At 42.5% G+C, this 19,275-nt stretch carries 13 protein-coding genes; 9 read left to right on the top strand and 4 right to left on the bottom strand.

The features are described 5' to 3' along the window. The first annotated feature begins 255 nt into the window (after nucleotides 1-255). Nucleotides 256-1,131, top strand: a complete 876-nt coding sequence (locus NE671_RS15130) for a hypothetical protein (protein ID WP_173740945.1) — start codon at nucleotides 256-258, stop codon at nucleotides 1,129-1,131. A 41-nt stretch (nucleotides 1,132-1,172) separates the two neighbouring features. Here NE671_RS15130 and NE671_RS16110 read toward each other — a convergent pair whose 3' ends face one another. After that, complete coding sequence (locus NE671_RS16110; protein ID WP_021652491.1) at nucleotides 1,173-1,376, bottom strand: helix-turn-helix domain-containing protein; 204 nt, start codon at nucleotides 1,374-1,376, stop codon at nucleotides 1,173-1,175. A gap of 162 nt (nucleotides 1,377-1,538) precedes the next feature. Between NE671_RS16110 and NE671_RS15120 the strand changes: the two genes are divergently transcribed. Continuing rightward, on the top strand, nucleotides 1,539-3,536 hold the full coding sequence (locus NE671_RS15120) for an Ig-like domain-containing protein (RefSeq protein WP_173740946.1): 1,998 nt from the start codon (nucleotides 1,539-1,541) through the stop codon (nucleotides 3,534-3,536). Nucleotides 3,537-4,255: 719 nt separating this feature from the next. Here the strand turns inward: NE671_RS15120 and NE671_RS15115 are convergent. Then, nucleotides 4,256-4,675 carry a DUF3592 domain-containing protein gene (locus NE671_RS15115; RefSeq protein WP_173746759.1) on the bottom strand — a complete coding sequence of 140 codons (420 nt, stop codon included), beginning with the start codon at nucleotides 4,673-4,675 and terminating at the stop codon, nucleotides 4,256-4,258. Between the two features lie 129 nt (nucleotides 4,676-4,804). Here NE671_RS15115 and NE671_RS15110 point away from each other — a divergent pair, with 129 nt between their 5' ends. Then, nucleotides 4,805-8,818 (top strand): carboxypeptidase regulatory-like domain-containing protein, encoded by a 4,014-nt coding sequence (locus NE671_RS15110; protein WP_173740947.1) that lies wholly within the window; start codon nucleotides 4,805-4,807, stop codon nucleotides 8,816-8,818. Here the strand turns inward: NE671_RS15110 and NE671_RS15105 are convergent. Further along, complete coding sequence (locus NE671_RS15105; RefSeq protein ID WP_173740948.1) at nucleotides 8,782-9,999, bottom strand: metallophosphoesterase; 1,218 nt, start codon at nucleotides 9,997-9,999, stop codon at nucleotides 8,782-8,784. The two genes, NE671_RS15110 and NE671_RS15105, sit on opposite strands and share 37 nt — an antisense overlap. 174 nt (nucleotides 10,000-10,173) lie before the next feature. Between NE671_RS15105 and NE671_RS15100 the strand changes: the two genes are divergently transcribed. The 6 genes from NE671_RS15100 (at nucleotide 10,174) to NE671_RS15075 (ending at nucleotide 18,000) form a co-directional block, all read left to right on the top strand. Continuing rightward, nucleotides 10,174-11,043, top strand: a complete 870-nt coding sequence (locus NE671_RS15100) for a SpoIID/LytB domain-containing protein (protein WP_173740949.1) — start codon at nucleotides 10,174-10,176, stop codon at nucleotides 11,041-11,043. A gap of 165 nt (nucleotides 11,044-11,208) precedes the next feature. Further along, complete coding sequence (locus tag NE671_RS15095; RefSeq protein ID WP_084449199.1) at nucleotides 11,209-12,177, top strand: M23 family metallopeptidase; 969 nt, start codon at nucleotides 11,209-11,211, stop codon at nucleotides 12,175-12,177. A gap of 256 nt (nucleotides 12,178-12,433) precedes the next feature. Further along, on the top strand, nucleotides 12,434-13,414 hold the full coding sequence (locus NE671_RS15090) for a LacI family DNA-binding transcriptional regulator (RefSeq protein ID WP_173740950.1): 981 nt from the start codon (nucleotides 12,434-12,436) through the stop codon (nucleotides 13,412-13,414). A 543-nt stretch (nucleotides 13,415-13,957) separates the two neighbouring features. After that, on the top strand, nucleotides 13,958-15,892 hold the full coding sequence (locus tag NE671_RS15085) for a PTS beta-glucoside transporter subunit IIBCA (protein ID WP_173740951.1): 1,935 nt from the start codon (nucleotides 13,958-13,960) through the stop codon (nucleotides 15,890-15,892). Nucleotide 15,893: 1 nt separating this feature from the next. Continuing rightward, nucleotides 15,894-17,321, top strand: a complete 1,428-nt coding sequence (locus NE671_RS15080) for a glycoside hydrolase family 32 protein (RefSeq protein ID WP_173740952.1) — start codon at nucleotides 15,894-15,896, stop codon at nucleotides 17,319-17,321. A 436-nt stretch (nucleotides 17,322-17,757) separates the two neighbouring features. Then, the gene (locus tag NE671_RS15075; protein ID WP_118626573.1) at nucleotides 17,758-18,000 is read left to right on the top strand and encodes a GIY-YIG nuclease family protein; all 243 of its coding nucleotides are present in this window, start codon (nucleotides 17,758-17,760) and stop codon (nucleotides 17,998-18,000) included. 96 nt (nucleotides 18,001-18,096) lie between these two features. Here the strand turns inward: NE671_RS15075 and NE671_RS15070 are convergent, their stop codons facing one another. After that, a complete protein-coding gene (locus tag NE671_RS15070) occupies nucleotides 18,097-18,915 on the bottom strand; it encodes an ATP-binding protein (protein ID WP_110103158.1) in 819 nt (272 codons plus the stop codon). Nucleotides 18,916-19,275 lie beyond the last annotated feature (360 nt).

The raw sequence follows: 19,275 nt of genomic DNA, 5'->3' as shown, positions 1-19,275 counted from the left end.
GAATAACATTGATGTAAGAAACAGTTTTGAATGATCTATATCCTACCCTGAGGGGGAAGAGATTTGATTTCAGATAGCTTCCGAGGGTGGTGGCCGGTATTGGTTCATGTGATTCTTCCTTTCAGTAGTTGCTGTTCTTTGTTACAAGTAGAGAATACCATTTATGTAAGAAAGCATTCAGGAACGACCGACATCCTATCCTGTGGATGATTATTGTAGAAATGTAAGATTAAGAATTAACTGGGAGGTATCGTAATGGGTACTACATATGAGGAAATAAAAAAGAAACTTAAAGAATATCAGGCAGAGGGGACAACCAATAAAATAAAGGCTGTCAGAACAGTAAATACATTGTTTGATCTTTGCCGAAAATATTGTAAATACAGGCCAGAAGAATTTAGTGAAGTAATTGATTCATTAAAAGATAAAATTGACAATGATAAAAAATTCAATTGTACCAATACGGCAGAAGAATTGACTGTTTCTGGTAAGATGTATATAGATTTTTTTTACAAAGCATATATTCGTTATTATGGAAATGAAAAAGAGTCTACTCGCAAATTTCATAATTTTCTCTTCGTGGAGGGAGAATATGAACCTGAAGTTTCTAAAATATTAAATGAAGTTTTTAAAACGGAAAAGGTGGATTCTTCGAAGATTGAAAATATTGTGTGTGTGGTTTCAGATGCACTTTATATGTGGGGAGAAAATACAGAAAGTGCTCGGAATATTTCAAAATTACACATGGATAATTTATACCGTATCATGAATATTTTAGAAAAAACTTTTTCTTCATCCGATCAGGAATTACCAGATGAAAAATACAGTGTTGAAAAAATTTTAACTCCGGTATTTTTAGAACAGTTGAATGGCTGGCTGAATGATGATGCTGTCGGAGACGTGCAGACTCTTTTTAATGTAGCACCTATTACAAGAGCTTTATATGATGGCAGTCCATATTCCTATACATTTTCGAAGAAAAGAGATAAAAGCCGTTCCTATATTCAGAACGGAATCGTTCACAATTATAAAGAGGTCAAAGAATATTATAATGCGATTAAAGCATTGTATGATGAGTATGTAGAAGCAAAAGAAAATATATCTGATGATATGTGGGAAAATGTTAAATAAAAAGTACCCCTTTACTAGATTGTTAATCTGGTAGAGGGGCATTATACTTTCTTCTTATATAAAATGATGTCCTGTACTTCACAGTCGAGTATTTCACAAAGTGCGTTGATTGTATGTGTGGAAATATTGGAATTGCTTCGCATCCGGGACAGTTGGCCAGCAGAGATGCCGTATTTATGTATCAGCTGATACTGGCTGATGCCTTTTGATTTTAATGTGTTCCAGAAAGGGTCGTAAGTTATCATACAAGATTGTTCCTCCTACTTGCATGATACCCGTTAACGGCTTATAATCATATTAGCCATAAATGGCTATTTCTTGCTGTTATTCATAACGATTTTTTTGCTTATGGATTGACACAAGCTATGAAGAAAGTAAAATAGAAGGGAAAAGGAGGGATTTCTTTTATGAAGAAAAGAGTGAAAAAGATTTTGGCTTTTATATTAGCCGTGGGAATTGTTGCTCCCAGTCAGGCTGGAATTGTTGAGCCTGTGAGCATGGTTTCCACTGTAGAAGCGGCAACGAACACACTGACATTGAATGTGTCCAATAAAAATATTTATGTTGGTGCATCTGCAAAGCTGAATGTTAAAGCTACAAAGGGGGCAAAACTGTCTTACAAGACATCCAATAAAAAAATCGTTACCGTAGACAATAAAGGTAACATCAAAGGCAGAAAAGCCGGGACAGCAAAAATCACTGTGACCGCTTCAAAAGCAAAACGCAAATCTGTCAAAAAAGTTATTACCGTAAAAGTAGTAAAACAAAATCAAAAAATCACAGCTTCGAATGTGTCTGTTTATTACAAAAAGGGACGTTCTCTTGGAGCAAAGGCAAAGACAGGGTTGACTTACAAATCTTCCAACAGCAGTGTTGTAAGTGTCAATTCAAAAGGCTACATTTTAGGAAAGAAAGTGGGAACGGCTAAGATCTATATTACAGCCAAAGAATCCAGTGTATACAAAAAAACAACCAAAACGGTTGTTGTAAAAGTCATAAAACAGACAAGTACTCCGGTTGTGAAACCAACGGCTACTCCGAAGCCGACAGCAAAACCGACCGCAACGCCAAAGCCAACGACTGCTCCGAAGCCGACAGCTACTCCGGAACCAACGGCTACACCGAAGCCAACTGAGACACCGAAACCAACTGAGACTCCGAAGCCAACGGCTACACCAAAGCCGACAGCAACTCCGAAGCCTACTGAGACCCCTAAACCTACGGAAGCCCCGAAACCAACAGCGACACCGAAACCGACAGCAACACCTACACCGATTCCAGTTGTAGAACCTAGTGATGCTCAGAAGGCAGAGTTGGATGATATTTGTAGTAAGAGTTATAAGCTGCCGTATACTTACACTCAGAAGGATATGTGTAGTGCTTCTTCATTCAAATTTACATCTGATAAGTCACTTGCTAAGAAGGGTGGATATTGTTATGTAGAATCTTCCGACCTTTCTCTTGTGAAGGTATATCCATCTGATGGTAATGACTCTGTTTTGTGGATGGATGTTATGGATTTAGTAAACGACGTACAGGGTAAGAAGGTAAAGGTTACATTTACTATGGGTAATTACTCTAAATCTTGCTATATTGAGATTGTAGGGTTAGACGCCGATTGGGATACTGTACCGGAGGAGGACGTTGCTAAGGCTATTGTAGACCGTTCTGACCTTGCTGATGAGGTAGTTCGTCTTATTAACGAGTACCGTGTATCGAAAGGCTTAAACGCTTTACAGGTAGAAGAGAGAACTCTTTTAAGGCAGGCTTCTGTTGATTCTGGTTGTTCTATTCTGCATGCTTGTAAGAATACTTGTCCTAATATTGCAGGTACACTTGCTTCACATGGAGCTTGTCAGATTGGGTGGGGTAGTACCGGACCTTGTTACAATCCTAAGGAGGTAGTTGAGGATTGGAAAAATTCAGCTCTCCATAACGCTAATATATTAGACCGTAGGCTTAAGACTATTGCTTGTGCATATTTTGTAGGAGGGTATAATTACTCAGTGACTGATAGGGTGTATGATTATACATCTGTTAAGGTATCTTTGTCTAATGCTACTATGGAGAAGCTGAATTCTGCTTCAGATGAGATATCTGATGAATATATTTTATCAAATATAGACAAGGATGTTAAATCAAAAGAAGAATTGGATAAATATGCTTCATGGTTCTACCATCCTAAGGGAACTTCCACATCTGCTCAGTCTTTAGTACCTAACGATTTCAGTGATAGTCCAGTAGTTGACTTTTCTGACAGTATGTCGGATTCAACTGAAGAGTTTTCATCAGACCAGCCTGAATCAGCTCAGAGTGATTTAGAAATTTCTGAGGTAGAAGGTGGTAGTACGGATGTTGATTTTGGCGATACTTCTTCTGATCCTTCGAAGCAAGCAACAGAATAACCCATTAATTCATTCCCGGCATCGTTTAAAGGTGTCGGGAAGTTTTTATGTTATATTTTGGCCTGAGTATTATACACAACATCCCCCAGCCGTCAAACCTGCTTCGCACCGCTGGGCGGCTTCGGGCTTGACTGCCGGGGGACATTGTGTTTTTTGTAGTCAACCAAAATCAAACATAAATATAAACAACAGAGTGTTTCTGGATTTAATAAAAAATTTTTTCATTGTGCTTGTAATATTATGAAATTTCCTGTAAAATATTTCTTGCAAATAGGATTGTATTTTTTCGTGCTGATTTTATGTGTTACACTTTTTGTTACACTTATATAAGCGACACGGAAAACTCCTTTCTTTTAAGGCTTTTCAGGTGAGTGATCGGGTTCGAATCCCCGATGCCTCACTTTTTAAGTGGATCAGATAAATTCCCATTTATTGCTCAAGGCAGTAGGTGGGAATTTTGTTTTATATCTGTGCGAGTATAGTATAAAGGAAGACGGTTACGTTGTGATTCAGCGTAACCGTCTTTTTTATATCATAGAAAATTACGTACTGACGAACGAATCAGCAGAGCCATCGAGTAGGATTTCAATGGTAGGAGTATGTTAATGCGATAAAAAAATTATTATGGACATTTTCGACAAAAAATGTTCACTTTGCGACAAATTTGACAAAATTCAAGAGATAAAAATGTTATATAATTAGAGCATAGCTGTACAGTATTAAGACTTTATCATAAGAATGAGCAGGAAATCTGTTATGATCAGGATTACCAGGAAGACAATACAGATGGTCATAGAATAGATATTCTGGATCTGGTTTGGATTCTGCGGATCACATTTAATCTGAACATGCTTTCCGGGGGCTTTGCCGAGGCGTAAAAACTCGATTCGGTCAGCTGTGTAGTCTTGTTCCTTGTAGGTGTAAGAGTACTTCACATAGTTATGATAATTGGAACTATGAGGCTTGTTAGGATTATTTGAGCGGCTGACAGATGATATAACAGCATCTACAGGTACGTAATCATGATATTTTATGGCGGAACAGATAGTTATTGCCAGAAAAAAGACAGTTCCGATTACGCAGCAGCCCAGAATAACCGGTAAAATTTGTCGGGCTTTTGGATTTACGGTGACACTCATGATTTTTCTCCTTTCTTGGTTGATAGTCTGATAATTTACGGGGGATTAATTATAAATGATTTCGAATGATCTCGAAAATTTATAATTGATGAACATTATAGCATAGTACAGCAGAAGGGAAAAGTGCTTATGAAGAGAAAAAGTGCATCAAAAAAATTGCTGCCGCTGATGCTGATCCTGATGTTGATCTTAGGAATCAGCATGCCAGCAAATGCAGCTGCAAATCCCAGACTGAACAGTACAAAAAAGGTTTTGTACGTGGGAAAAACATCACAGTTAAAGGTTGTAAACTGGAAGAAAGCCGTGAAATGGTCTTCTTCTAATAATAAAGTTGTAAAGGTTTCGTCAAAGGGAAAGATAACGGCTGTGAAGACCGGAACCGCAACAGTAAAGGCCAGAATTGCCAAAAAGACATTAACCTGTAAGGTTACAGTAAAAAGCCCGGGAATGTCAGTGAAAAAAGCCGTATTGTATGTAAAGGGAAAAAGTCTGCAGTTAAAAGTAAACGGTGTTTCGGGAAAGACGGTATGGAGTTCTGCCAATAAAAAAATCGTTAAAGTCAGCTCTAAGGGAAAAATAACAGCAGTAAAAACCGGAACAACCGTGGTTAAGGCTAAAATAGGAAAAAAAGTGTATACCTGTAAGGTTACGGTAAAAAATCCTTATCTGTCTGCAAAGAGCTTAAAATTTGTATGGGGAACAGTGAATACGTCCAGGAAGCTTTCGATAAAGGGTGATGTGATCAAAGCTGCCTCAAGTTCAAATACAAAGGTTGCCAAGGTAAAAAAAGATGGTACGGTTTCTGTAACAGGAACAGGAAAATGTACAGTAACCTTTAAAGATTCCAAGAAGAGAACATATCGATGTAAGATAACAGTTGTGAAACCAACACTGAAAAATCAAAAAGCTACTCTGGAAGAAGGGGAAAGTATCCAGCTTGGTTTTAAGGAAAAGGGTGTTAAAGTAAGCTGGTCATCTGCTGATCAGAAAATTGCAACAGTAACAAAAACAGGTGTTGTCCAGGCAGTCGGAGAGGGAAATACATCGATCGTTGCCAAAGTAAAAGGAATAAAAATCTTTGCAAGGATTTTTGTTACGAAAAAATACGTGCAGGATTCCGGACATGAATACACCAGAGGTGAATGGGTAAAACTTCTTCTGGATAAAGTTGGCTGCAAGTATGAAGAGCAGTTTGACAGCAAAAATTATTATTATGCTGATACCAGAGAAAATGAAAATGGAATCGCAGCAGAAATTGCAAAAACTATGGGAATCATTCCCGATGAAACCGATGAGCAGGATGTTCCATACTTTTATCCTGACGAATATGCAACAAGAGAGTTTGCCGCATATACAGCAGTAATGCTTATGGGATATGAAACTACGGATGAAGAACCGACATGTACAGATGCGGCTCAGATCAGGTATAAAAATGTTGTAGCTATTGCACTGAAAAAGAATATGCTGTCTCTGAATGGAGATACCTTTGAACCGGAGAAGGCAATTAACGGAAATGATGCAGCTCAGATCTTAAAAGCTATCGACCAGATCACTGAGGACTCAGTAATCGATGAGAATTATGACAGCAAGGTTACCTATGCAACAAATGTAGTTGAAGTCAAAGATACTTCCAAAAATATATACAATGTTGTCCAGAACAGTGACGGAACTTATACGATCACAGTAAAAGATGGAAATGCTTATAAAAATCTGGAAACCGGAAAGGTTGTACTGTTTTCTGCAAAGGAAATGGGAACAGATACAGATATTGCATTAAAAGTCCAGAATATCACAAAGGACGGACAGGGACGTCTGATCATTAAGGCCGGCAAACCGGATGATATTTCAGAGGTTTACAAATCAATTGATTTTGAAGGTGCAGGAATTGCAGATCCGGAAAATATGCAGGTAACTGCAGAGGGCGTTCAATATGAGTATATTCCGGAAAATTCAAGTGAGGTGCCGGCAGGAGGACTTACTCTCGGCGGAAGTATTCCGGTTCCAGGTAAATTGAAATTTGATCTTAATCATAAATTTAATGATAAGGTGAAGCTGTCCGGTTCTGTTGCTGTTACGATTCCGGATGTAAGCTGTAAGCTGGATGCCGGATTCAGCTGGGGAAAGATAGAGGTAAGGCATTTTATTGCGTCAGTTACAGGAAAAGCTGATTTCGAAGGCGGACTTTATATAAGTGGCGTGAATTCAGAGCAGCAGATCAAACATGCAAGTGGAACTATGGAAACAGTCAGCGATGTACTTGAACTGGGACGAGTTCCTATAAAGCTTGGTACAACTGGTCTTTCTGCAGATCTGGTGGTTTCTCTGTTTTATGATGTGTCCGGGCAGTTTGTTGTGAAATATTCCGTTGAAGCAACTGGCGGATATGAATTCAAAGATGGAAATGGAAGATTTATCCATGATTTCAGTCAGACTTTGACACCGGTCACAATAGAAGGATCTGCGAAATGCGGTCTTCAGTTTGGATTAAATCTGACTGCATTGGAGACATGGGATCTGGCAGGAATTGATATTAAGGTAGGACCTGCGGCAAAGGCAAGCGTATCCTATACAGTTCGTGATGCCGGAAATGTGCTTTGTTCTGATGTAAGAACTTATATTTACGCAGCGGGTGAGTTGAATCCGGATACGGTGGTCGGAAAGTTCCTGAAAACGGTATGGCATTATACGTTGTCCAAGGATTTTCTGTCTGATGATGACGATAATCCACTAAAATTGAAGGTTCATTTTGAAAATGGAACACTGGTAGATAAATGTACAGTCGGAGCCGGAAGCATTGAGGGAAGCGTTTTGGATTCAAACAGTAAAGCTCCTGTAAAAAATGCCAGCGTGGAAGCATATTCCGGAACAGTCAAGGTTGAAAAAACTTTCACGAAAGAAGATGGAACTTATTCATTTAATGATCTTGATGAAGGAACCTACAAAATTGTTGTCACAGCAACCGGTTACCAGAAATATGAGAGCAGTTCCATGGAAGTATCAGCGAACCAGATCACATACGCAGAATCTTTCCTTATGGTATCCAGAGCAGAAGCCGGAGATGGTGAGCTGAGTGGAAGATTTATTCATTCCATGACCGGTGGAAATATAGAAAATGTAACTTATGAATTACGTAAGGGCTGGGATAATGTGATCGGAGAGACTGTGAAAGAAGGCGTATCAGCAGATGGAACCTATACGTTGAACGTGCCAGCCGGAAACTATACGCTGAATGCAAGCAATGAAGATTTTGTTTCTGCCCATATCAATGTTGTAGTTCAGGCAAATGCATGCAGTGAACGTGATGTAACAATGTCACCGACCAATATCAGTGCAGGAGATGAGGGACTTCTTCAGATCGTGCTTACATGGGGAGAAACTCCGCGAGACCTGGATTCTCATCTGCTGGGACCTGCTGATGAAAACGGAGATGACTACTTCCATGTATACTATAGGGATAAAAATGCATATTCAGAGGATGGAGATGTAATAGCAAATCTGGATCTGGATGATACAAGTAGCTATGGACCGGAAACAACAACCATATACAAAGGCTTCACCGGAAGAAAATATAGCTTTTATGTATACGATTATACAAACGGTGAAGATGATGCGAGTACAGAATTATCTGCTTCGTCAGCCAAAGTAACCGTTTACCGGGGTGGAAAACAGATCTACCAGGCAAATGTACCGGTTAACAGGGAAGGATACCTGTGGCATGTATTTGACTATGATGTGCAGTCAAACAAGCTTATGCCAGTCAATACCTTTGTATATGATTATGAAGTGCCGGAAGCAAATGCAATGGAAGATAGTTCAGGCATTATTTCAGAAACAGAAGCCCTTGAGATCATCCGAAACAGTGAAAAGAAAGCTGAAGAAGAGAGCAGCGAGGAACTCAATATGAGTTCTGAAGAAGGAAAGACGGACGATAATACTGAGGAAGAGATATTTGATGATTCCAGTGAAGAGCCGGAGATATCAGAAAGTGGTGATACGGCTGAAGTAATTGAGTTTCCGAAGGACTCTGAAACGGAAGAAGAAAATGACGGAACAGAAATAACAGAAGAGGATAGTGAGAGTGCGGAGGAGCTGCCGGTGGAAGATATTTATGAGGAATCAGAGGAGTTAGGTCTGGCAGGATAAAAATGTACTGTGATCGAACAGATCTCGCTGTTTGTGGCAGTACGCATATTCGGGCCCCATATGCCGGCACCGGAGGTAACGATGTTGTGCATAGTCCCCTTTTTCAGGTAGCCGCAGGAATTTTCCCAGATCAGGCCGGTGATGATGTTCAGAGGGAACAGCTGGCCGTCATGAGTATGGCCGCAGAGATCAAGGTCTGCGCCTGCGGCTGCCACTTCATCCAGCTGACCGGGCTGATGATCCATAAAAATAATCGGGAGTGTTTTGTCAAGGTAGGCTGTAAGCTGGTCAGGATTCTTACGGGTGTCGGACATTTTTCGGCAACGTGAAGGATCCTTACGGCCTGTCAGATAAAATCGTTTATCTATGAGGTCGGTTTCGTCATCGAGAAGCCGGATGTTGGCAGATTCCAGAAAATTCCGCATTCTGGGATCATCATAATCTTTTTTTGCATTGCGGAAGGTAAAACCGGCCAGAATCGGTTCGCTGAGATCATGGTTGCCCCAACAGGCATAAACGCCGTATCTGGATTTCAGCGAACGGAGAATGGCCGCTGTTTTTTTCGGGTTTTTGATCCCTTCATATTCGTTATCAAAAATATCGCCGGCAATACAGATCAGATCCGGATCTTCGGCGTTGATCTTTTTTACAAGAAGCCCGGCATGTTTTTCTCCGATACTGTAACCGAAATGAATGTCTGCGAGCAGGACAATCTTCAGGGAGTCCATTCCCTTCACTTGCTTGTCTATTTTCACATTATAAGTTTTTGTCTTAATATTCCACTGATTAAAAATCCCATAGAGACTGACACCAATGATCAGAAGGGTGCAGACAGCGCCTGTGACTACGAAGGCTTTCCGGGAATACATCCAGGCCGGATGAAGCGTATGCTTCAGGATCAGTCTGCAGAGATCTGTAGTTACGATTACGATCAGGATGTAAAGAAATGTTCCCTGAAAATAATTTGCCGTATTTTTCAGGAAGCGATGGAGCGCAGGGGGCTTCCGGATAAGAAAACAGGTCAGAAGAGAAGTGGACAGAAAAATATAAACACCTGCAAAGCATGCCCGGAACGCAAAGGTCTGGAAAAAATGAGCGCAGGCACCCATCCACAAAATCATCCAGCGGACGATATAAATATTAATGAGAATATATAATGGTGCAAGAAAGATGGCAAGCATGGTGTGTGATACCTCCATTCGCGGCAAGCAATAAGCGGTGAGCAGGACTGATCGCTGCAGATACTTTTTGGATTGATACATAGCATTTCCATAAATTACTGCAGCATGTTCGGAATAACTTTTTTTGATGCATTGATTCATAGAACTGCTATAGTATACAGCAAATAATAATTTTTGGCAAAAGAACATATATTAGGAAAAAGAACGCTTATGGTGCTTTTTATGAAAAAATATGCGCTTCTTCGATATTGTCTGGTGTTTTTAGCAATTGTTCTTCCTTATTTTTCGGCGGCAACCATTAATGGACCGGAGAGGGTCCTGGCAGAGAGGGTGCCGGATATGGAAGAATATCTCCCGGTCATTGTTTTTTCGCAGATTTCCCCGGATATGAAAAAAGAAACCATAAAAGCGCAGACTGTGATCGCACGGTCGAATATTCAAAGGTGGCTGGGTGAGGGGAAAAATCTGGCAGAGATCCTGAGGGAAAACGGAAGTACAGAGGAAGTCTGGAGATATTTTTTTGCAGAAAAAAGGCAGATCTATGAGCAGGCAGCAAAAGAGACGGATGGACAGGTACTTACATATGAAGGAAAAGTGAGGCTGACTCCCTGGCATAAGAGAAGCGCAGGGAAAACCCGCAGCGGGGAAGAAGCTTTTCATGATGAGGCGTATACATATCTGAAATCGGCAGATAGCAGTGCGGACAAAAAATCTCCGGATCGTATAAAAATCGTGGAAATTCCTGCGGGGCAGCTTTCCGGGGAGCTGAAGATCAAAAAACGGGACAGTGCCGGTTATGTGACAGAGCTTACGATTGGGGAAACACTCCTGGAGGGAGAAAGCTTTGCAGCGGGAATGGGACTGGAATCCGCGAATTTCAGTTTGAAGAAAAAGGATGATATTTATTATCTGCGAGTGCGTGGCAGCGGTCATGGTGTGGGATTTTCCCAGTTTGGTGGAAATGAGATGGCAAAAAACGGAAGCAGTGCGGAGGAAATCCTGGAAAAATATTTTCCGGAGATGGAGCTGAAAGCTGAGGATTAAAGAAAGTCAGGCATCCGAAGCAACGTCTGATAAAAAAATATTCAAAAAATGAATAGACAGCCATATTCTGGACACTCTATAGATATAGAAATGGTGACCGAAACGGCAGCTTTACTGCTTTTTCTGTTACTGAAAATGAACATATCAGACAGAGGTGGAAAGAATATGAAAAGTAAAATTGTGAGAGGTATTATCAACGGAGGTGTTCTGGCAGCAGTGGCGGCACTTGGGATTACTGTTTATCAGCTTGGAACAAAGCCCATCGCAGAAAATCCCCAGGAGGAAAATTCTGTACAGGTAGAAGAGACCGGGCTGGAAGAGGAGCTTTCGGACGGGGAAAACGCAGAGGATGCGGCAGCTGCCGGAGATGGCTGGCAGGATGTAGCACAGGATGAGATCTCTGATGGAGAAACCGGAGATGAAGCAGGTCTGTCAGGAGCTTCAGAAGCCGGAGCAGATGGAGTGACAGGAAGCATCCGTGAGACTGCAGGAAGTGGTACAGCCGAAAATGCAGCGGCAGATGCAGATAATGGAAGTGGTACGGATGATAGGAGCGTGTCTGCGGCGGCAGGTGCAGACAGAAGCCGCACAGATGGCACTGGAAATACAGCAGATAATGCCGGAAATACATCGGCAGAGGGAGCGGTGAATAACGGAGCTGGAGCTTCCACAGATACCGCAGAGACCTCAGCTGTCGGAATTGCGGCACAGGCTTTGGATTTTACGGAGGATTCTATTATGGAATGGCCGGTCAGAGGAACGGTTCTTGTGGATTACAATATGGATGAAACCGTATATTATCCGACTTTGGATCAGTATCGTGTGAGCTCTGCCATTGCTTTGCAGGCAGTGGAGGATGCGCCGGTGTATGCGGCGGCAGATGGTCAGGTGCTTTCTGTTGTACAGGATGCCTGTACGGGAACGACTGTGACTATGGAGCTGGGAAATGGTTATCAGGCAGTATATGGGCAGCTGAAGGACCTTACTGTGGCAGAAGGTGACACAGTAAAGGAGGGCGAAGTGATCGGAAATATCAGCGCACCTACCAAATATTATTCTGTAGAAGGCCCGAATCTTTATTTTGCAATGAAAAAGGATGGCGTGCCGGTAGATCCGTTTGAATATCTGGAATGACAGGGAAAACCGAAAAACAGATATGCCGGGGAGATTTTTGGAAACAGAGTATGGAGGATACGGGATGGGAGGTATATGCATCCCGTATCCTCTGCCTTGTGAAGCATGCTGCTGAGAACGGAGGGAACATTAACCAAAAATTTCCACTTATATAGGAAAAGAAGCTTTTTTACCGGAAAGAAACCGTGTATAATCTATATTATAAATATGCATACAAGGACAGATATAACAGGACAAAAGAAGAGGTACATAAGTTATGAACATTAATGAAATAGCTAGGCTTGCCGGAGTTTCCAGAGCTACGGTATCCAGATATTTGAATAATGGATATGTCAGCAGTGAAAAAAAGGAAGTCATCCGCAGGGTGATCCAGGAGACAGGATATCAGCCATCCTCCCAGGCACAGACACTGAGGACCAAAAAAACCAGTCTCATCGGTGTCATCCTTCCAAAGATCAATTCAGATACCATAAGCCGTGAGGTGACAGGGATCAGTGATATTCTTACACGGAGAGGATATCAGCTTATTCTGGCCAATACCAATAATGATGTGGAAGAAGAGCTGAAATACCTTTCTCTGTTTAAAGAACGTCAGGTGGACGGAGTGGTTTTTATTGCTACCATGTTTACCAGAAAGCATAAACAGATGCTGAAGGATTATAAGGTACCGATCGTGATCCTGGGACAGCATCTGGACGGATATCCATGTATTTATCAGGATGATCATAAAGCAGCTTTTCAGGTCACGGAGAAGCTGACGGAGAAGGGGAAAAAGTTTGCCTATATCGGCGTTACAGATAAGGACGAGGCAGTTGGTGCCTGCAGGAAAAAGGGTTTTATGGATGCTATCCATAAAGCTAAGCTGGAGGTCGTGCCGGAGAGGATGAAGATCGGAAGCTTTACCATGGATTCCGGGTATGAGATGGCGAAGGAGCTTTTTGAGGAGGAGCCTTCCATAGATTCTCTTGTGTGTGCTACGGATACTATGGCGGTGGGAGCCATGACTTATTTGAAGGAGATCGGGCTTCGCATTCCCGAGGATGTTCAGATCGCAGGGATTGGGGATGGAGTTCCGGGTAAGATCGTGGAACCGAAGCTGACAACGGTACATTTTTATTATAAGACCAGCGGAATGGAGGCAGCAGCCATGCTGGCTGATCTTATTGAGAACGATACCGGGATCAGCAAGGAAATAAAAATGGGATGTGAACTTGTGGAACGGGAATCTCACAGGTAACAGAGAATATCCTCGCAGACAGAGGAAGAAATTATAAGTTATTGTGGAACAGGAGCAGATCTTTTGGGAGAAAAAGACCTGCTTCTTTTTTGCGTGGTGCTGTGTTATGGCTGAGCAAGCACAGAAAAATGCCAGATTTTTTCTGCGATGTCCTGACTGGTTTGTCTGTCTTGCATCTGTTCTTATGAAATATGTACAATTTTGACCGAAGAAATTTGTGCGATGTTGCGGATTTACAAATAATAATGCAGTAGTTATAATACAAGTAAGATATGAGAACGATTCCACATAAGAGCACAAGCAACAACATAAAACAAACCATTGAAAAGTGCTAAAATCATCAAAAAACTTAAAAAAATGGAAAGATTACCGTTCCTTGTATGAATAGATATATGAAATCAATCTCATAAATAAATGAAAAACAATGGATCAGAGATAATAAATCCCGGGAAGCTGAAGAAAGAACAGACAGATCTGATCCGAAGAAAGGGAAAGCAGAAAGAGATGACTGTCCGGGAACAGTAGCAGAAAAGGAGGAAGGACATGGATTACAGAAAGACAGCACAAGAAATCTATGATCATGTAGGAAAGAAAGAAAACATCATTTCCGCGGCGCACTGTGCAACAAGGCTTCGTCTGGTCATTGCGGATAATGACAAGGCGGATAAGGAATATGTAGAGAATATCGATGGTGTGAAGGGCGTGTTTTTCGCACAGGGACAGATGCAGATCATCCTGGGAACAGGAGTTGTAAACAAAGTTTATGATGAATTTATCCAGATCGCCGGAATATCAGAGAGTAGTAAGGATGAGCTTAAGAAGGTGGCAGCATCCAAGGCTAATCCGATACAGAGACTGATCAAGACACTGGGAGACATTTTTGTCCCGATCATCCCAGCTATCGTAGCCAGCGGATTTTTGATGGGAATCATGGAAGCCCTGAACTTCATGGTAAACAACGGCTTCCTGAATATTAACACCAATGGTTCCATTTATGTATTTGCACAGCTTTTCAGTAACACAGCGTATACATTTCTGCCGATCCTTATCGCTTACAGTGGTGCGAAGGTGTTCGGTGCCAACCCTTATCTGGGTGCGGTTATCGGTATGATCATGATCCATCCAAATCTGCAGAATGCCTGGACTGTTGCAACAGAGGGTGTGCAGGCAACGCAGAAGGTATGGTTTGGACTTTACTCCATTGACATGGTGGGATATCAGGGACATGTAATCCCGGTTATCATTGCAGTATGGGTACTGGCACAGATCGAGAAAAGACTTCATAAGATCGTACCTGCAATGTTCGATCTTTTTGTAACACCACTTGTCAGTGTTTTTGTAACCGGTTATCTTACACTTTCCATTATCGGACCGATCTTCGTAGCTGTTGAGAACGGACTTCTGGATGGAATCCAGTGGCTGATCGCACTGCCATTTGGAATCGGAAGCTTTATCATGGGTGCCTTTTATGCACCGACTGTTGTTGCTGGTGTTCATCACATGTACACTATCATTGACCTTGGACAGCTGGCCAAATTCGGCGTTACCTACTGGCTGCCACTTGCATCTGCAGCTAACATTGCACAGGGTGGTGCAGCTCTTGCTGTAGGCCTGAAATCCAGAAATCAGAAGATCAAATCCATGGCTGTTCCTTCTGCCTTAAGCGCATGCATGGGAATCACAGAGCCGGCAATCTTCGGTGTAAACCTCCGCTTCGGAAAGCCGTTTATCATGGGCTGCCTGGGTGGTGCATGCGGAGCACTTTTTGCCTCCATTAGCAGTCTTGGTGCCACAGGAACAGGTGTTACCGGTATCTTCGGAATCCTGCTGTGCCTGAATAATCCAGTTGGTTATATCCTGATGTTTGCCATCGCATTTGGTGTGGCTTTTGTACTCACATGGATGTTCGGATATAAAGACGAGGTACAGGAAACAGCTGGGAAAAATATTGAAACAGAGAAAAAGGCAGGTGCTCCGGCAGAGAATGTTGAGATGAAATCTGCGGAGAAAAAAACAGCTGAGAGCGGTGTGCAGACTCTCTACAGCCCGCTTGAGGGAACTGCAATCCCGCTTTCAGAAGTAAAAGATGCGACCTTTGCATCAGAAGTCCTTGGAAAGGGCATGGCAGTGATTCCGTCCAAAGGTGAGGTAAAAGCACCTTGCGACGCAACAGTTTCTACAATTTTTGACACAAAGCATGCCATCGGGCTTGCAACAGAAAGTGGTCTGGAGCTGCTGATCCATATCGGCGTTGACACCGTTGAACTTGGCGGTAAATTCTACACCGCTCATGTAAAGGACGGTGACGTGGTCAAAAAAGGCCAGACACTGATCACCTTTGATATGGATGCTATTAAGGCAGCCGGCTATGATGTGACCACACCGCTGATCGTAACCAATACCGATGATTATGAAGAAGTAAAAATGCTTGCAGAAGGAACAGTAAATAATGGTTCTGAAGTACTGGAGGTAAAATAAAATGAGTTCTCTGACCAAGGTCCTTGCAGAGGAAGTGCGAAAAATCGAGGAAACGGCAGCAGTTGCCAGGACGATGCAGACAAACCGTCTGACCCATCATCTGATGCCGCCTGTGGGATGGCTCAATGACCCGAACGGATTATGCTGGTACAAGGGAAGATATCATGTGTTTTTTCAGTATTCTCCGTTTGAGGCCAACGGTGGACTGAAATTCTGGGGACATTACTCCAGTGAAGATATGATCAGCTGGAGATATGAAGGTGTTCCGCTTCTGCCGGACAGCATTTATGACTGTCATGGTGTTTACTCAGGCTCCGCCATTGCGGAAAAAGATAAGCTTCATCTTTTCTACACAGGAAACATCAAGATGGATGGAGATTATGATTATATCAATAACGGAAGGCAGTCCAGCACTCTCCATGTGGAGAGTGAGGACGGCGTTCATTTTGGAACAAAAGAAGTAGCCGTTTCCTGGGAGGATTATCCGAAGAATTACACATGCCACATCCGTGACCCGAAGGTCTGGAAAGATGGAGAGGAGTATCGCATGATCCTTGGCGGCCGTCAGAAAAGCGACCAGGGTGCCGTACTTTTTTATAAATCCGAAGACCTGAAAAACTGGAAATTCGACCATGAGCTGACCACAGAGAATGCTTTCGGATACATGTGGGAATGCCCGGATTATTTTACCCTTGAGGGACAGGAAGTACTTTCTGTATCTCCACAGGGACTGACAAGGGAAGAGTTCCGTTTCCAGAACATCTATCAGTCCGGATACTTTATCCTGAAGGACGGAAAGCCGGAGGAAAAAGATTTCCGGGAATGGGATCACGGTTTTGATTTCTATGCACCCCAGACATTCCAGGATGGAAAAGGCAGACGGATTCTCATCGGCTGGATGGGAATGCCGGATGCAGACGAGGAGTATGTAAATCCTACAGCGCAAAGTGAAGGATGGCAGCATTGCCTGACGGTTCCGAGAGAAGTTACGTATAAGAACGGAATGCTTTATCAGTATCCGGTGGAAGAACTGAACGGGCTGAGAAAGACTGGCGTTTCTGTCAGCGGTTCCAGTGCGGAGATTCCGGTGAATGGACCGTTTGATCTGGATGTTCAGGTAAAAGGTGAGCAGGGTAAAGTAAGCCTTGGGGAAAATCTCTTCCTGGAATATCAGGACGGAGATGTGATCTTAACTCTCTCCGAGAAGGCCGGTGCCGGACGTAAAGTACGTAAGGCGCATGTTCCGTCCGGTGTGATCGAAAGCATCAGAGTTCTTGCGGATACTACAGCTGTGGAAATCTATGTGAATGGCGGAGAGGTTGTTTTTGCCACCAGATATTATCCGGAAACGCAGGAGCAGGCTGTGAAGGTGGAGGCTGTGGAGTGTGATGGGAAGATTTATGTGCTGAAGAATTATGTGATGGAGTAGGCAGAGCTTATTGATTGACCGGGAAATACAGCAAGATCAGAATACGAATACCTATAGAGCAGCTATGCAGTGAATTCCATATTCACAGAAATAAGAAATGACCGTATAATAAAGCAGGTGGGAAAATCCGCAGCCGGAATCCCGACCTGCTTTTATTTTTTTGATGTAAGTGAAATACATGAATTGTGCCGGCTGCTTGAGGATAGAAGGACGGCTGCTGAAGAAATGCTGGTGGCTGTCTTTACATAGAAAGAATGCGGCCGACTGGATGCTTGTTTTACAGGAGAGGAAATATCACGGAAGACAGATCACACTATCCAGAAAAGTGTTCAGATATTTGTTTTACAGGAAGGCAAATATCAGGGTTGATGTTACTGAAGATGTACTGGCATTTGGCATTGTATTGCATAAATTTTTTACAGAAGAGGAGACTGCTATGAACTATACATACATCGTGCAGTGTGCAGACGGCACGCTCTACACCGGCTGGACAAACTGCCTTGCCAGGCGGATGAAAGCGCATAATGAAGGCAAAGCAGGCGCCAAATATACCCGGGCCAAAAGGCCGGTGAAGCTGGTGTATTATGAAGGCTTTGCCACAAAGGAGGAGGCCATGAGCCGGGAGTACCGGATCAAGCAATTGACCAGGGAGAAGAAGCTGGAGTTGATGAGGTTTTGAATTTTGATAAACATTTTGATATTTCAAAAGGCTTCAAATGTGTGGAGCATTATGCAGCGGAACTGAAAGATAAGGATATGTATGTTCTGCTGAATCTTATTGGTATCTCAGCATAACAACTGAATCAAAGGTATCTCCATTGTCGATCCACTGACAGCTACCATCATTTTTTGCACAGATATCTTCAATTATGGACAGACCGAATCCATGGTTGGGGATATCTTTTTTTGATGTTTTGTGGTTGAATGGTTGTGCCGGATCTTTGCTGTTTTTCATGTGGACAGTAAGAAAACCGGCGGACATTTTTGATGTTACAGAGATAAACGGTGCTTCAGAACCGGAAGCGTTGCAGCTTTCTATTCCATTATCCAGCAGGTTGAAAAATATACTGCTCAGTTCCGAAGAGGGAATATTGGATTTCTCCGGAAGAAGAACCTCGTAGGTAACTTTGATATTTTTCTGCATGGCAAGAAATCTTTTGTCCGCAAGGATGGCGTTGATCAGGCTGTCCTGACAGATGGGATGGAAACGTTCTCTCTGAAAATCATCGGTTATGGCAGGCAGGTAGTCCTGGATCTTATCATATTCGTTCGTTTTCAGGTAATTCTGAAGTGTCTCAAGTTTCCGGATGGTAGACTGCTGGAATTCTAGAGTCTCCTGCTTTCTGTAAACAAACAGCTGCTCCTGTTCTTTCTGTAACTGTTCCTGCTTCTGAAGAGCCTGAAATTTTGCCTCTTCCTGAGCATTTTTGAGCGATCGTCTGGCAAGAAGGTAGATCCTGCGGTAAGTGAGGGCCAGAAAAAAGAGAAGCATTATCTGGCAAAACAGAGCATATTCCTGTAGCAGAGCTCCCAGGAAAAGAGATGCCTGAACACAGAAAAGTTCTATAAAAAGAATAGTAAAGCCTCGTTTCATAAAGTCCTCTTTTCCGGCGGAAGTTCTGAAAGAATTGTTTCTAGATATACATCTGCCTCAAGATATTTTTGGGTGCGGATCAGATAATTCAGTGAAAAGAGATGGTTTTCCATATCGTGATTCCATTTTCGCACAGATTGATATTCTTGTTCCATTTCGGTTGTATATTCTAGCTGTTTCTGAAGAAAACTCATCTGCTGAACCAACAGTTCGTGTCTTTTTTCTCTGAGAGAAATGTTGTGAAAAGCCCTGGCTATGATCAGACAGCAGAGAAGATTGAGAAACCAGTACAATACGATCAGCCATTTTAACAAATGTAGCAAGAATTCTCCCACCTCTTCAGGTGGTGAGATGAATTGC

The organism is Blautia sp. DFI.9.10 (assembly GCF_024461705.1).
GTDB lineage: Bacteria > Bacillota > Clostridia > Lachnospirales > Lachnospiraceae > Blautia_A > Blautia_A fusiformis.
Note: the sequence above shows the minus strand (reverse complement) of the source record. Positions and strands in the feature narration are given on the sequence as shown.

Excerpts from the sequence above, each read along its gene's own strand:
- NE671_RS15130 (WP_173740945.1), top strand. The coding sequence starts at position 256 with ATGGGTACTACATATGAGGAAATAAAAAAGAAACTTAAAGAATATCAG.
- NE671_RS16110 (WP_021652491.1), bottom strand. The coding sequence starts at position 1,376 with ATGATAACTTACGACCCTTTCTGGAACACATTAAAATCAAAAGGCATC.
- NE671_RS15120 (WP_173740946.1), top strand. The coding sequence starts at position 1,539 with ATGAAGAAAAGAGTGAAAAAGATTTTGGCTTTTATATTAGCCGTGGGA.
- NE671_RS15115 (WP_173746759.1), bottom strand. The coding sequence starts at position 4,675 with ATGAGTGTCACCGTAAATCCAAAAGCCCGACAAATTTTACCGGTTATT.
- NE671_RS15110 (WP_173740947.1), top strand. The coding sequence starts at position 4,805 with ATGAAGAGAAAAAGTGCATCAAAAAAATTGCTGCCGCTGATGCTGATC.
- NE671_RS15105 (WP_173740948.1), bottom strand. The coding sequence starts at position 9,999 with ATGCTTGCCATCTTTCTTGCACCATTATATATTCTCATTAATATTTAT.
- NE671_RS15095 (WP_084449199.1), top strand. The coding sequence starts at position 11,209 with ATGAAAAGTAAAATTGTGAGAGGTATTATCAACGGAGGTGTTCTGGCA.
- NE671_RS15090 (WP_173740950.1), top strand. The coding sequence starts at position 12,434 with ATGAACATTAATGAAATAGCTAGGCTTGCCGGAGTTTCCAGAGCTACG.
- NE671_RS15085 (WP_173740951.1), top strand. The coding sequence starts at position 13,958 with ATGGATTACAGAAAGACAGCACAAGAAATCTATGATCATGTAGGAAAG.
- NE671_RS15080 (WP_173740952.1), top strand. The coding sequence starts at position 15,894 with ATGAGTTCTCTGACCAAGGTCCTTGCAGAGGAAGTGCGAAAAATCGAG.
- NE671_RS15075 (WP_118626573.1), top strand. The coding sequence starts at position 17,758 with ATGAACTATACATACATCGTGCAGTGTGCAGACGGCACGCTCTACACC.
- NE671_RS15070 (WP_110103158.1), bottom strand. The coding sequence starts at position 18,915 with ATGAAACGAGGCTTTACTATTCTTTTTATAGAACTTTTCTGTGTTCAG.